The sequence below is a fragment of the Pedobacter nyackensis genome (genome assembly GCF_032678475.1).
Lineage (GTDB): Bacteria > Bacteroidota > Bacteroidia > Sphingobacteriales > Sphingobacteriaceae > Pedobacter > Pedobacter nyackensis_A.
In genome coordinates, this window is sequence record NZ_JAVTSF010000001.1 from 986,972 (window position 1) to 1,000,975 (window position 14,004).

The 14,004-nt window shown below is 36.6% G+C and carries 12 protein-coding genes; 3 read left to right on the top strand and 9 right to left on the bottom strand.

The features are described 5' to 3' along the window. Nucleotides 1–44: 44 nt before the first annotated feature. From R2Q84_RS03920 to R2Q84_RS03935, 4 genes are all read right to left on the bottom strand, one after another. Nucleotides 45–989 (bottom strand): DUF72 domain-containing protein, encoded by a 945-nt coding sequence (locus R2Q84_RS03920; RefSeq protein ID WP_316815221.1) that lies wholly within the window; start codon nucleotides 987–989, stop codon nucleotides 45–47. A 39-nt stretch (nucleotides 990–1,028) separates the two neighbouring features. Next, entirely contained in the window at nucleotides 1,029–1,622 is a 594-nt protein-coding gene (locus tag R2Q84_RS03925; RefSeq protein WP_316815222.1) for a hypothetical protein, read from the bottom strand. Nucleotides 1,623–1,860: 238 nt separating this feature from the next. Next, nucleotides 1,861–2,949, bottom strand: coding sequence for a serine protease (locus R2Q84_RS03930; protein ID WP_316815223.1), 1,089 nt, complete (start codon nucleotides 2,947–2,949; stop codon nucleotides 1,861–1,863). 7 nt (nucleotides 2,950–2,956) lie between these two features. Then, on the bottom strand, nucleotides 2,957–3,523 hold the full coding sequence (locus tag R2Q84_RS03935; RefSeq protein ID WP_316815224.1) for a sigma-70 family RNA polymerase sigma factor: 567 nt from the start codon (nucleotides 3,521–3,523) through the stop codon (nucleotides 2,957–2,959). Between the two features lie 671 nt (nucleotides 3,524–4,194). Between R2Q84_RS03935 and R2Q84_RS03940 the strand changes: the two genes are divergently transcribed. The 3 genes from R2Q84_RS03940 to R2Q84_RS03950 all read left to right on the top strand — a co-directional run bounded on the left by R2Q84_RS03940 (nucleotide 4,195) and on the right by R2Q84_RS03950 (nucleotide 6,504). Continuing rightward, entirely contained in the window at nucleotides 4,195–4,407 is a 213-nt protein-coding gene (locus R2Q84_RS03940; protein WP_316815225.1) for a hypothetical protein, read from the top strand. A 99-nt stretch (nucleotides 4,408–4,506) separates the two neighbouring features. Beyond that, nucleotides 4,507–5,853 carry an adenylosuccinate lyase gene (gene purB, locus R2Q84_RS03945; RefSeq protein WP_316815226.1) on the top strand — a complete coding sequence of 449 codons (1,347 nt, stop codon included), beginning with the start codon at nucleotides 4,507–4,509 and terminating at the stop codon, nucleotides 5,851–5,853. A 99-nt stretch (nucleotides 5,854–5,952) separates the two neighbouring features. Beyond that, entirely contained in the window at nucleotides 5,953–6,504 is a 552-nt protein-coding gene (locus R2Q84_RS03950) for a NifU family protein (RefSeq protein WP_316815227.1), read from the top strand. A 105-nt stretch (nucleotides 6,505–6,609) separates the two neighbouring features. Here the strand turns inward: R2Q84_RS03950 and R2Q84_RS03955 are convergent, their stop codons facing one another. The 5 genes from R2Q84_RS03955 to R2Q84_RS03975 all read right to left on the bottom strand — a co-directional run bounded on the left by R2Q84_RS03955 (nucleotide 6,610) and on the right by R2Q84_RS03975 (nucleotide 13,810). Continuing rightward, nucleotides 6,610–7,398, bottom strand: a complete 789-nt coding sequence (locus R2Q84_RS03955; protein ID WP_316815228.1) for an inositol monophosphatase family protein — start codon at nucleotides 7,396–7,398, stop codon at nucleotides 6,610–6,612. Between the two features lie 12 nt (nucleotides 7,399–7,410). After that, nucleotides 7,411–8,565: a prolipoprotein diacylglyceryl transferase gene (locus tag R2Q84_RS03960; RefSeq protein ID WP_316815229.1), complete on the bottom strand. Its 1,155-nt coding sequence runs from the start codon at nucleotides 8,563–8,565 to the stop codon at nucleotides 7,411–7,413. Nucleotides 8,566–8,596: 31 nt separating this feature from the next. Then, on the bottom strand, nucleotides 8,597–9,916 hold the full coding sequence (gene mtaB / locus R2Q84_RS03965; protein WP_316815230.1) for a tRNA (N(6)-L-threonylcarbamoyladenosine(37)-C(2))-methylthiotransferase MtaB: 1,320 nt from the start codon (nucleotides 9,914–9,916) through the stop codon (nucleotides 8,597–8,599). A 40-nt stretch (nucleotides 9,917–9,956) separates the two neighbouring features. Then, a complete protein-coding gene (locus tag R2Q84_RS03970; protein ID WP_316815231.1) occupies nucleotides 9,957–10,526 on the bottom strand; it encodes a UbiX family flavin prenyltransferase in 570 nt (189 codons plus the stop codon). A 611-nt stretch (nucleotides 10,527–11,137) separates the two neighbouring features. Beyond that, complete coding sequence (locus R2Q84_RS03975; RefSeq protein WP_316815232.1) at nucleotides 11,138–13,810, bottom strand: TonB-dependent receptor domain-containing protein; 2,673 nt, start codon at nucleotides 13,808–13,810, stop codon at nucleotides 11,138–11,140. Nucleotides 13,811–14,004: the final 194 nt, after the last annotated feature.

A 14,004-nucleotide genomic window follows, 5' to 3' on the forward strand; every position in this document is an offset into this window, starting at 1 on the left:
AATTACAAAATAAAATGGCAAAGTCTATTAAATAAGTATACTATCTAAAATAATTTACTTTGTTTTGTATTTTCCTTTTTGTCTTCAATAAAATTAATAGTTGGCACATTAGCTCCCAGATGTTTATTGAACTGACGAATCGTATAATCAGCCAAAATCGGCGTGTCTTTTTCATCGTGCTGGTGCAGAAAAAAGTAAACCTTCTTTAATCCTTTATCCAGCCAGTTTTTAATCCTGCCCACCCATTCATCAATCCGGGCAAAGTCAGATTCCTTAAACTCCTGTCCATTACCAACAAACCGAATGAATATTTCCGGGATAGTCAATTCCATGTGTACACAATCCCGTCGTCCACTGGCATCAGTAATCACTGCTCCCTTCTTTAACCTGGCCAACATTTCAAAAAGTCGGGCACGCGCAATTTCATCAGTAAACCACTCTTCATGTCTCAATTCTACAAAAACCTCCAGATCAACAGGCAGTAACTTTAAATAGTTCTCGAGTACATCAAAGTTTTTCGGTCCAAAATTATCACCCAATTGCAAAAAACAAGGGCCAAGAAACTGACCAAATTCGTGAATACTGGAAAGGTAAAGATCCGTCGGAACTTCGGCATCTTTTAATCTTTTAATATGACTGATAGTCCTCGAGAATTTAGGACAAAAAACAAACCCATTGTTAGAATTTTCTTCTGCCTTCTGTTTCCATTTCCGAATCAGATCAGCACTTGGAATACTATAAAAAACGGCATTGAGTTCTATGGAATTGAAATGCTTTACATATTGGTCCAGAAAATCAACTTCCTTCGTCTTCAAAGGATAAATCATATTTACCCATTCCTTTCTGCCCCACTTAGCACAGCCGACATAAAATGCAGGTTCCTTTACAGATTGATGTCCTGAAAGTGTTAATGCAGTCTGTTTCCCATCTTTGGGAAGTGTAAAATCAACAGACGCAATTTCATTTGCTGCTACTTTTCCGAAATCCATATTTAAAAGCTTATATAAAATACCCCCGAAACTACTGAATTAATATAAAGTGAATCTTATAAAAAATGCAAAAACAAATAAAGACGCAAAAACACGCCAGAAAAGCTTAATTTTATCTTCATGGCTAACAATCTCCTTTTGCGCTTTATTTTTTTCAAGAACGATCTCCTGATTTAGTTTAGTCAATTCGACAGACCTGCTTAAATCAGATATATCTTCATTTGATATATTATTCTCATCTATAAACTTTTTAAAACTTTTATCGGAATCAAAACCTATACTCTTTAAAAAAGGTATCATATACTTCCAGTTTCCGTTCCATTTATGCTCAACACTGTCAGCTTGCGATACAGCGTATAATCTTTTAAAAACCTTTTCTGGTGTATTAAGCGGAGTAGATATGCCCAATTTCCCGAAAAACCAGTTTTGCTTCAATTCTTTCTTCTGATAGGAATTGGATAAGCTATCAGCGGTCATCTTATTAGAAATAGAGATTAAAGCCAATTCATGAATTTTACGATTGTAGTACCAATTATATACATACGTTAATAGAAACGTGGAAACAGACAACAATAAGACAGCTGTAAAAACCAGAAATTCTCTTACTATAGTGCGTTTTTGAGTTATATCCATAAAAGCATAATTATTACGTTAGATATAAGTTCAAACTAATTTAAGAAAATAGCGTAACCTTTTAATACATAGCTTAGTATTTTTTTATACTCGGTTGCAGATTAAACCTATTTAGCCAAAAATGACTATTATTTTCAGGTGTTCTTTTTGTCTTCTAAATAAAAATCCCCTTAAATATTAAACCTAAGGGGACAATCGAAACCACTGAATTAATTTCAGATTTTAATGTTTTATCCTGTTATTTATAAACCTTGATCATAAATACATAATCTTTTATTTTATCAAGCTGTTTAGGCTTACTCATGCCCTGCATAGAATTTCTCTTACTAAATGCTACTTTTTTGCCTAGAGAATCATTAGGGATAGAATTTAATGCTTCCTGGATATATTTAGATTTAACTGCAAACGTAGCACCATCAACCTGGCTTTGTTTAGCACTTATTACCCCTATAATATTTCCTTCGTGGTCTAATAATGGGCCACCACTATTTCCCGGGTTAACAGGAATAGAAACCTGATATTGTGTAGTATCACCATTGTAACCAGTTTTGGAGCTTACGTAACCTTGTCCGTATACTGCATCATCTTTAGGAAAGCCAAGCGTATAAACCGACTCGCCCATGCCAATTACATTTTGTTTTAAACGGTATGGCAAATTAGATAAAGAAGTAAATGAATCATCTACAATTTTAAGGATAGCCAAATCATATTGAGAATCTTTACGTTTCACAACCGCTTTATATGAATTGCCTTTATTATCCTGAACATAAACAGAATCTGCGCCATCAACTACATGTAAATTAGTTAAAATATAACCGTTCGCAGTTAAAGCAAAACCAGTTCCACCGTAGTTCGCAGGTTTTAAATCCTTTTTTTCGTTTGTAGAATTGATCTTTCTGATCAGACTACTTTGAGAATTTCTAATTTTAGCAAGCTCCCTGCTTACCAGCTCCACACTTCCGCTTTGTTGTGTAGTTTGCTGTATAGAATAAAGTGTAACTACAGTAAGCAGAATAAATGATGCGGCAACAGCAATAGCCGCTTTATTTTTACGCCAGATGTTAATGATAAATGATGGATGCGGACCAACCTCTTTACTTAATGCAGCAACATTAATTTGTGCATGTGCCTGATCCATTTTATGTTTAAGGTCAGAAATTACGGCATAATCGTTTAACGATTCCAGAAAAACCTTATGGGCTACAACTTTATGATCCACAGTAGCATCCTTTAAACGCAATTCTTCAAAAGCTTTTAATTCTGCATCATTCAGTTTCCCATTCAGATAATCTTCAATTATCCCCTCTAATTCGATCTCGTTCCTCATGTCAATATTAAGATTGAAAAAATAACTTCTTTAACCTTTGTAGGCATTTATACTTCTGTGTTTTGACGTTATCCGTATTGGTATAGCCAAACTTTTCACAGATGTCCTGCATAGAAAGATTATGTATATAAAAATCCTGAATAATAGTTTTACAGGGTTCTCCAAGCTGGAGTAGTGCCGACTGCATTTTTTCAAACTGCAGCTCCTTCTCCTCATGCTGTTCTAAATCTACTTCAACAGCTATCACATCTTCAAAGTCTGAGAGATCATTTGATTTCCTGCTTCGTTGTGAAAGCTTTTTCAACCAAATTCTCCTGCAAACCGAGTATATGTAGGTTTTTAGTTTACTGCTCAATTCAAAATCACCGCTCTTAATCTTATTGTATAAAACAATGATTCCCTCCTGATACACATCTTTTGCATCATCCTCATCACCGTTATTATTCAAAATAAATTGCAATACCATCGGGAAATACCCGGTATACAGCTTATTTAGCGCTTCTTCTGAGTTATTTAAGATACCTAAAACAACCTCTCTATCTGTTGGAACTGAACTGCTTAACTTATTACTCACCAATTAATACCTTTATACGTGAATGGTAACCCAATGTTAACTAAAAAAAATATTTTTTTTTGCTATTATATTTTCAAGGCCTGTTTTATGGTCCCGGTATCTCATAACGTCTAAATATTCGTTATCTTATTCTGAAAAAAAATACAAAGCTCTCCATACACCAGCTCTATGGCGAATTACAGTAGTATGTGTTCCTGTCCTGAGTTTACATTTACCTGAGCATTAACTTATACTTAACAGGGCATTAGTAGGGCCTTACTAGGGCTAGGGGGTAAAGCAAGGCCCTACTAACGCCCTAGTAAGGCCCTACTAACACCCTAACAATACCGAAGCCAGATAGTCAGCAAAATTAACTATTAAGAAAATTTACATTCTGATAAATCCGGACTAAGATTAGGTATGAACAGCACATTTAAGAAGATCTTTTTTCTTTTCTTTCACAAACCGAATAAAAAAAGAATAAATAAACTTGAAAATAATAAAGAAATGATGATATATTTGCGGCTCGGAATTAGGACCTGAAAAACTTATCCGACTGTAAAACAGAACAATAACACTAAAAAGCACTTTTATTAAAAATAATTTTACTTTTTTTTGAAATGACTGGGTTACCTTTTAAACTTTCAGGTATTAATCAGTAAAATTAATTAATTATTTAAAATAGAATCAAAATGAAAAACGCATTTAAATTTGGCTTTTTAGCTTTAGCAATCTCTTTATCAGTAGCAGCTTGTCAATCATCAGAAAAAACTGGCGAATCTACAGACACAACTTTAACTGATACTTCAGCTGTTGTTACTACTGTTGATACTACAGTTACTGATACAACTGTAAAAGATACAGCAGTTACTACAACTACTACTGAGACTGCTCCAGCTCACTAAGCTAAGTTAATCTTATAAAAAAAGGCTTTGGGAATCCCAAAGCCTTTTTTTATTGCCGTCAGGAATGTTACCTTTGCGTTTGCAAAAACAGTTACATTCATGAATTTATCTCCTCTTCAAGCCATATCTCCTGTAGATGGCCGATACAGAAATACTACAGAAAGTCTTTCTAAATACTTTTCAGAGTCAGCATTGATCAAATACAGAGTATATGTAGAGATTGAATACTTTATAGCGCTTTGTGAAGCAGGTTTACCGGGCTTAACAGACTTTGATAAATCTAATTATAATAAATTGCGTGCGATCTACGAGCAATTTAGTGATAGTAATGCACAAGAAATAAAGGATACAGAGAAAATCACCAATCATGACGTTAAAGCTGTAGAATATTTCATCAAAAAACAGTTTGACGAATTAAGTCTTGAAAACTACAAAGAGTTTATCCATTTCGGATTAACCTCACAGGACATCAACAATACAGCTATCCCATATACCTTTAAATTAGCACTGGATGAAGTTTACTATCCTAAAATCAAGGAATTGATTGCAAAAATTAAAGATTTAGCATCAGACTGGCAGGAGGTTCCTCTATTAGCACATACACACGGACAACCGGCCTCTCCTACTAAACTAGGTAAAGAGTTTATGGTATTCGCAGAACGTTTAGAAGTTCAGTTAAATACTTTGAAAAGCATTCCTAACAGTGCCAAATTTGGTGGTGCTACAGGAAATTTCAATGCACACCACATTGCTTATCCTGGAACCAATTGGGTAGATTTCTCTAATAATTTTGTAAACCAGATCTTAGGTTTATCCCGTGCACAATACACTACGCAGATTGAACATTACGATCAGTTTGCTGCACAATGTGATGCGTTAAAAAGAATCAACAACATCATTATTGATTTAGACAGAGATATCTGGGCTTATATCTCTAAAAACTACTTTAAGCAAAAAATTAAAGAAGGCGAAGTTGGATCTTCAGCTATGCCACATAAAGTTAACCCGATAGATTTTGAAAATGCTGAAGGTAATGCCGGAATTGCAAATGCTTTATTTGAGTTCTTTGCTGCAAAATTACCTATCTCACGCCTGCAAAGAGATTTAACGGATTCAACCGTACTTAGAAATGTTGGTGTTCCGGTTGCACATACTGTAATCGCTATAGCTTCTACATTAAGAGGTTTAAACAAACTTTTGTTAAACGAAGAGGCGATTCACGCGGATCTGGAAAATAACTGGGCAGTGGTTGCTGAAGCGATACAAACAGTTTTAAGAAGAGAAGCTTATCCAAACCCATATGAGGCACTGAAAGACCTTACACGTACCAATCAGAAGATTACCGCCCTTACAATGGCCGACTTTATCGATGGGTTGAATGTAAGTGAAGAACTTAAAAATGAGCTGAAACAGATCACTCCTTTTAACTATACTGGTATTTTTTAAGTAAACAGAAATCTGTTTCAGATATAATGACCTAAAACAGACACCTGTAACAGCGATTGCACCAATGAATTATTTATTTTTGTATAAAAAATTAAGACAATGACTATCAACGTATATACAGAACAAACACCAAACCCTGCTACAATGAAGTTCATGGTCAATAAATTATTGATCAATGGCAGTGAAGATTTTGCAACTAAAGAAAGCGCAGAGCATTCTCCCTTTGCTAAAGAACTATTTAAATTCAACTTTGTTAATGGTGTGTTTTTCGCTAGTAACTTTGTGACCATCACTAAAACAGAGGATGCAGAATGGCCGGATATTGAGCCTATTTTAAAGGAATTTGTAAAAGGCGCAGTTGAATCTGAATATAAAATCAAGGAAGATACTTCAGCAGAAGCTCCGGCATTTGAAGGGACTGAACTAGAAATTAAAATTCAGCAGATTCTGCATGATTATGTTCGTCCTGCTGTTGAACAGGATGGTGGTGCAATCAGCTATAAATCATTTGATGAAGGTGTAGTAACTGTTGAACTTAGAGGTTCTTGCAGTGGATGCCCGTCTTCTACCATCACTTTAAAATCAGGCATACAGAACTTATTGCAACGTATGGTACCAGAAGTTAAAGAGGTTGTTTCTGAAGCACTATAAAAAGGATTTCTTCTTTAATAGCATAAACAAAAAGAGGCCCGATTTTGAAATCGGGCCTCTTTTTGTTTATGCTGGAATAACCGTCTATCCATCAGCAGATATACTTTAGAAATATCTTTTGATGGTTGTTAAAATCTCTTCAGTGACATGGGAATTCGTCGCTAAAATTTCACGTTTCTCAATAAATTCATCACCACCTCCAAAGTTCATAATTTGTCCCCCGGCCTGCTGTACCAGGTAAGCTCCGGCGGCAACATCCCAAGAGTTCAGGTTATATTCGAAATAAGCATCAAAGCGCCCACAAGCCACGTAAGCAAGATCTACGGCAGCAGAGCCAATTCTTCTCAAGCCATGACATTTACGCATCATTTCAGCGAAAAGTTCCATATACTGCGCTTGTTTATCAAAATTATAATAAGGGAATCCTGTAGCCAGCAAACAATCAGCAAGTTTAGTTCTTGAGGAAACTACAATTGGTTTATTATTCAGGTAAGCTGCCCCACCTTTGTATGTATAGAACATTTCCCCTCTGTTGATTTCATAAACCACACCAATTACAGGATGGTTATCTTCGTATAATGCAATACTGATAGAATAGGTAGGAATACCGTGAATGAAATTAGTAGTACCATCCAGAGGATCGATGATCCAGTTGTATACCGCACCCTTAGTATTTACGGTCTCTTCTTCTGTTGTAAAACCTGCTTCAGGAAGAATTTTATACAGGTTTCTCACCAACTGTTTTTCAGCAGTTTTATCAACATAAGATACCAAATCATTTAACCCTTTAAACTCAATAGCCTGCGCATCAAAGTTCATGGATTCCTTTCTTATAAAATTACCTGTCAGTCGGGCGATTGCTACAACTTTGGAGCACAATATTTCGTAATTCAAATCCTGAAGATTTTAATAATTAGCTAATTTTTCTTTATTTCTTACAGAATAAAGTACAAGAAGCAAGCCAGATAAGAACATTAAACATGAAATCAGTTCAGCCTGCGTAAATTGTATTCCCGCAACATTATACTTTGTATTTACCCTGATCAACTCGATGAAGAAGCGTTCAACACCATTCATCATCAGGTAAATTCCAAACATCATTCCCGGTAACTTAATACGATCACGTAATTTCCATAAGATCATAAATAACCCGAAACAAACGATCACCTCATAAAGTGGTGTTGGATAAGCCGGTTGAGCAAGTTCATTACAAAACTTACCTACACATCCCGGTATAGGTACACCTTCGTTCGCAACGTTATTAGGATAAGTATATGCCCAAAGCCAGTCGGGAAGCCATGAAACTGGCTTAGGATTTAAGTTCGAAATACCCCAGTCACCGTCACCAGACATGTGGCAGCCAATACGGCCGACACTGTAAGCCAACATCATTCCCGGGCCACCAATATCCAGCATATGCAATGGCTTGATACCATTTTTACGCGCGATATAAAGCACTGCTGCACCACCACAAATAAGCCCACCATAAAAAGTTAAGCCACTAAATGAAAGCAGACTGTTAATCGGATCGGCGATAAAAGAATCCCAATGTTCAAGGTTGTCAAATATCTTAGCGCCTAAAAAGCCCCATACCGCAGCCCAAACAATCAGATTCCCCATCAGCTCATGTGGATGTTGGGTTACCTGTACTGTTTTAGGTTTATCCAGTTTTACTTTACTCTTTTCCTGATAATCCCAGTAAGCAAATAATCCTGCGAAAAATAACCCACCCAGAATATTCCCCTTAGATGACAACAGCACTGTCTGCGCATCGGCTACAAAGAGTTTATAATTTAGCAAGGCATAAACCAGCTTATAACCAATAAGAAAGCCAAAAATACCATTCGTAATTAATTCAATAGCAGTGGCAGGTTTCCCAATGGTAACCATTTTTTTAATCGGATGTAAAATCCCTAATGCTTCCTTTCTTTTAAATTCTTTCGTAAATGCCCAATAACCGGCTATAAATGCCAGCGCTACAAAAACACCAAACGTATTAAATGGAAGCGGAACCTGTACACCAAAAAGGTATTCTATAAAATGAGATACGGTAGGAAACATATGATAAAAAAGTTTTTATGCGAATATAGGATTAATGCGACAATACTTCTTGCGTTTCTGCAACTTCTACTTCGCCGTCTGCCGTAAGTTCAACCAGTTTAACGGTTTTTATTTCATTAACCATTACCGGATCGTACTTCGCTTTAACTTTCACATAGTTTTTAGTGAAACCATGCATAAAACCATTTTTCTTCTCGTCTTCAAAAAGGACTTCGCCAATAGTATCAATCTGCGATTGATAAAATGCCCTTCGCTTTTTATCTGATAAGATATGAAGCATTTTACTACGATCTGCGCGCGTACTACCCGCAACACGTCCCTTCATTTCTGCAGCTTCTGTTTGTTCCCTTTCAGAATAAGTAAATACATGCAGATAAGAGATCTCCAGTTCGTTTAAAAACTGATAAGTATCCAGAAAGTCTTCATGCGTCTCACCTGGAAAACCCACTATAACATCAACACCTATGCAACAGTTAGGCATCACCGCTTTTATTTTGGCTACCCTTTCTGTATACAGCTCACGCTGATAACGGCGCTTCATCAGGCCAAGTATTTTGTTAGATCCTGACTGTAATGGAATATGAAAATGAGGTACAAATCGTTTCGATCTAGCCACAAATTCAATAATTTCATTACTTAGTAAATTAGGTTCTATAGATGATATTCTAATTCTCTCGATACCTTCAACTTCATCCAGTGCTTTTACCAGATCGAAAAACTTATCTTCCCTCTGACCATTTCTGATACCAAAATCGCCTAAATTCACACCTGTTAATACGATTTCTTTCACACCACTCTCCGCAATTTGTTGAGCACGGTTCACCACATTTTCAATGGTATCGCTCCTACTACCGCCACGGGCAAGGGGTATAGTACAATAAGTACAAGGATAATCGCATCCATCCTGTACTTTTAAAAAAGTACGGGTACGGTCGCCAATTGAATAGGCTGCAATAAAATTATGATTTACTTTTTCGATGTTCTGCTGATGAACTACAGCTTTGGGTTGCTTGGTCAAATCAGATATAAATTCTACAATCCTGAACTTCTCGGCAGCACCAAGAACCATATCAACACCTTCAATTTCTGCAATCTCTGCAGGCTTTAATTGAGCATAGCAGCCAACAATGGTAATGTATGCATGAGGAGCATACTTTAAAGCCTCTTTTACAACCTTTCGGCATTTTTTATCTGCATGTTCTGTAACAGAACATGTATTGATTACATATACATCCGCTGCGTCTGTAAAATCCACTACAGCATATCCTGCGTCGGTAAATAAGCGGCCTATGGTTGAGGTTTCAGAGAAATTCAACTTACAGCCTAATGTATAAAATGCAACTTTCTTCATCAGTATTAATAAGCCTGCAAAGATAAGGTTTTAGATGATATTATTCTTCATTCCAGCGGTAACTATCCTGCTCAAACCCGGCCAGGTCTATTACCCTGCTCACAACTGTCTGCGCTACTTCCTCTATGGTTTTAGGTATGCTGTAAAACGAAGGATTTGCCGGACAAATGATGCCACCCGCTTCAGTAACAATTTTCATATTATTGATGTGAATGAGGCTAAAAGGCGTATCTCTGACTACTGCTATCAATTTTCTACGTTCTTTAAGGATCACATCCGCTGCTCTTGAAATCAGATCGTTTGAAATTCCATGTGCAATTCGACCAAGTGTTCCCATTGAACAGGGAATAATAATCATGGTGTCATATTTTGCGGAACCCGAAGCAAACGGAGCATTAAAATCCATTTTTGGGTAAAAAGTAAAGGGATAGTTGTCGTAATCTTCATCACCCAATTCAAAGCGCCAGACCTCTTTCGCATTGTCAGACATAACAACGCCAACTTTCTCTATCTGATCCGACAACCCCAATAAACTATCCAACAACAACTTAGCATAAACCGAGCCACTGGCTCCGGTAACGGCTACTATTACTTTCTTCTTCTTCCTCATAGCAGCTGTAAAGATACGGAAGCAGGTTAAACAAAAAAGGGCCGAAAATTAATTTTCGACCCTACATCTACCTATGAAAAACATACCCTCGAAAGGGTAAGCTCAAATGTAACTATCTTTTTTAATAAATGAAAGTTTAAACATATTAATTTTAAAATATATTTAACTAAGGCAAAACATCATCCTCTATTTAAATGCTTTAAAGAAGGTTTTTTTAATTATCAGTTGACTTTTAAAAGGGTTTTCCAGATCTTTTTTCCTTTTGTAGAGGGTATTAAACAACTTTAGATAGTAAATCACATTCCAATTTAATTGTATATACTTCACCTAGCGAAGAGCGCAATAAAGCCACTATTAATTATGGAGCATACAAATCTGTATTGAAAACTGAACGTAATAAAAAAAGAAGGGGCGTAAATCATACCGACTTACACCCCTATAAATTAACGCTCTCGTCACAAATATAGCAATTATCACATTAAAATCAAAAACCCCACACTAACCAAGTGCAGGGCATGTAACGGCTTCCTCAAAACCGTTAAGATTTAACGCTATTCAAATCTAGCATTAATAAATTAACTAACTATACAAAACTACGCTATGATACATTTTTAACTCTTTTTCTTACCTCCAAAATTTTGTAGCCTCATTGAAAAATTCATAGACAAAAAACGTGTAACCTGGTTGCTCCTGCTGTCAATAATTGAATTATTGGTTACAACCCGATTAAAAGTGTTTCCCTGATTTAGCAGGTCATTTACCTGAAGTGTTAACGACGCAATTTGATTCTTTAAGAATAAAGTCTCCACACTGGCCCCTACCAGCAATGGGTTGCTTGCATTTAACGCGTAACCATTATTTATTGTTTTAGACGCGTTAACGTTCATAGATAAGAATTTCACCGGCCTCACTCTGGATTGCATCATAAATGACCAGTTTTCGATATTTCGTGTGTTGGATGTAGCTAACGAGTACTCATTGCCATTATAACTATAAGTTACGCCGGTTTCCATAGAAACTTTCTGGGTATTCATACTGGCTCTAAGCGACTGATTGAAATTCAATGCCGTGTTAAAGTTCTTAGCGTTATCCGTAAAAAGCACGTTATTAGCATAGCTAATATTTCCATTAACAGAGAGGGTATACTTCCGTTTTGCAAAAGGCAGTGAAAGCGAATAATTACTCCCAACCCGATAATTCCCATTTGCATTTTCGTAGCGGGTTTCCTGTTTAAAACCATTCAATGTGTCTGGTATAAGCCGCACGTTACTCACTACCTGGTTCTGGGTTGTATTTCCGTTTAATCCAATCTGCAACGCTCTACCTGTTGTACTGCCAAATACCCGGTACCCAATATTTACCGAATGTGCAAAAGACGTTTTCAAGTCTGGATTTCCAATAATTACATTCTGCAAATTCCGTGTATCGGGCACTGGCTGCAATTGCTCAAAACTCGGCGCATTGCTTGAACCGCTATAATTTAAATTAATGGACTGGCTTTTATTAAAAACAAACCTGGCATTAGCCATTGGACTCATGTTTGTCGTTGTTTGACTAATCTTATCTGCTCGTCCTTCATAGCTTCCTGTAAGTGTACTGGGCTGGAAACTCATTCCAATGCCATATTCCAGCTTTTTTGCACTGTACCTGTAATTCAAATTCAGGTTATGATTAATAAACAATGAGGTATAAGTATTACTCAGTGAATCTACATAGCTTTTTTCTCCCCCCTCATTTATAACATTCGTTTGCAAACTATTATTTGTTGAAGTGACTGAAGTCATATAACTGAGGTCTATAGATGTTCTTTTCACCGTATCTGTAGCCTTAGTTAAAGGTTCACTAAAATTAATCCCCACTGAAAAATTGTTATTTCCATTCCTGGTATCCACTAACCTGTTCAACAGGGAGTCTTTAACCAACTCGTTTGTCACTTTATCATAGTACCCTGTACGCGTTAAAATATCTTCCTCATTGATGGTTTTATTAAGCCCCCCACTAAAATTCATCATCAGCATCCGCTTTTTCTTTTTACCGAATTTCTTACCCCAGCTAACATTTGTACTAATGTTGGGATTACGATTCGAATTTCCGCTTTCTGTAATAAGATCCTGGCGAATAACACCAGTTTGCCGAGAGGACGAATTGTTAGTAAAACTGTTATTTGAAAGACTTCCGTTTACAGACAGGTTTAAAAAATCATCGCGCAATCGACTGTTCAGACCTAAATTAAAACTGTTATTTCCTCCCTTTTGATTCGATCTGTTGTGGTTATCACTATAAATAGTCCCCAGTTCGTTAAGCGTCTCTACATAACTGTTCATCTCATTTTCACTGGTATTTTGATTATAATTATAGCCGCCATTCAACGTCAAATTTTTACTTATCGGCCTGCGGAGACTCGCACCTGCACCAATACTCTGATTTACTCCAGCGCTGTTATTCGTATTATTCAAGTTGCTGTTTGCTCCGATCTGTTGATCGCCATTCCAGAGATTTAATGCAGCGTTAAGCCCATAACGCCTATTTGTACCAGCGCCACCACTAACATTTCCGAACTTACCTCTATTACGCCCCGGCTTGGTAACCAGATTCAGAATCTTAGCAGGCTCCCCTACTTTTATTCCGGTAAAATTAGCTTCATCACCATAATCATCTATTACCTGTAAGTGAGATACCATGTCGGCCGGAAGCTGTTTGATAAACTCTGTAACGTTTCCCGTAAAAAAATCCTTCCCATTTACCCTGATTTTAGTCATCTCTTTTCCCATAGTGGTCACCTTCCCATCCTGGTCCACCTCCATTCCGGGTAACTGTTTTAACAGATCTTCCACCCGATCATTCTCGCGAACGACATAAGCACCCGCATTATATTCGATAGTATCTTTCATGACACGTATGGGTGTAATTTTCCCCTGAATAACCACCTCGTTAAGCATTGTAGTTTCTGATTTTAAAATCACCGGAGCCAACTGCAACTCAACTTGCTGATCACCAAAAGCATGGCTACTACTATGTGCTTTATAACCAATACCACGGACCTGTATATTGAAAGTATTGAAACTAATTCCGCTAAAAGAAAAACGCCCATCATTGTCCGCACTCGTATTAAGCGTATCCTTGCCAGAAACCAGGCGTACATGAGCACTTGGGATCCCCACATCAGTGCTATCTTTAACCACACCGCTTACAGTCTTTTTTGTTTGTGCGATTAAAAGGGTACCGAAAACTATATTCATCAGTACGGCCAATAATACAATTACAGTTGTTTTTGAGTTCAGCATTAATTTTATTTATGAATACATGTAAGTTAAAGATGTTTAAACGAGAATTAACACGTCTTTATTACAGATGATAAAAAATATAACAAACATACTCTTTTTATACCAATCCGTTAAAATTGCAACACGGGCACATATTAAGCGAAATTGGCATAATGTATTACATTTTCTACATATCAATGTATTTATAAAAGATT

Bases quoted from the DNA above. Each gene is read 5' to 3' on its own strand.
- R2Q84_RS03920 (WP_316815221.1), bottom strand. From the start codon at position 989: ATGGATTTCGGAAAAGTAGCAGCAAATGAAATTGCGTCTGTTGATTTT.
- R2Q84_RS03925 (WP_316815222.1), bottom strand. From the start codon at position 1,622: ATGGATATAACTCAAAAACGCACTATAGTAAGAGAATTTCTGGTTTTT.
- R2Q84_RS03930 (WP_316815223.1), bottom strand. From the start codon at position 2,949: ATGAGGAACGAGATCGAATTAGAGGGGATAATTGAAGATTATCTGAAT.
- R2Q84_RS03940 (WP_316815225.1), top strand. From the start codon at position 4,195: ATGAAAAACGCATTTAAATTTGGCTTTTTAGCTTTAGCAATCTCTTTA.
- purB (WP_316815226.1), top strand. From the start codon at position 4,507: ATGAATTTATCTCCTCTTCAAGCCATATCTCCTGTAGATGGCCGATAC.
- R2Q84_RS03950 (WP_316815227.1), top strand. From the start codon at position 5,953: ATGACTATCAACGTATATACAGAACAAACACCAAACCCTGCTACAATG.
- R2Q84_RS03960 (WP_316815229.1), bottom strand. From the start codon at position 8,565: ATGTTTCCTACCGTATCTCATTTTATAGAATACCTTTTTGGTGTACAG.
- mtaB (WP_316815230.1), bottom strand. From the start codon at position 9,916: ATGAAGAAAGTTGCATTTTATACATTAGGCTGTAAGTTGAATTTCTCT.
- R2Q84_RS03970 (WP_316815231.1), bottom strand. From the start codon at position 10,526: ATGAGGAAGAAGAAGAAAGTAATAGTAGCCGTTACCGGAGCCAGTGGC.
- R2Q84_RS03975 (WP_316815232.1), bottom strand. From the start codon at position 13,810: ATGCTGAACTCAAAAACAACTGTAATTGTATTATTGGCCGTACTGATG.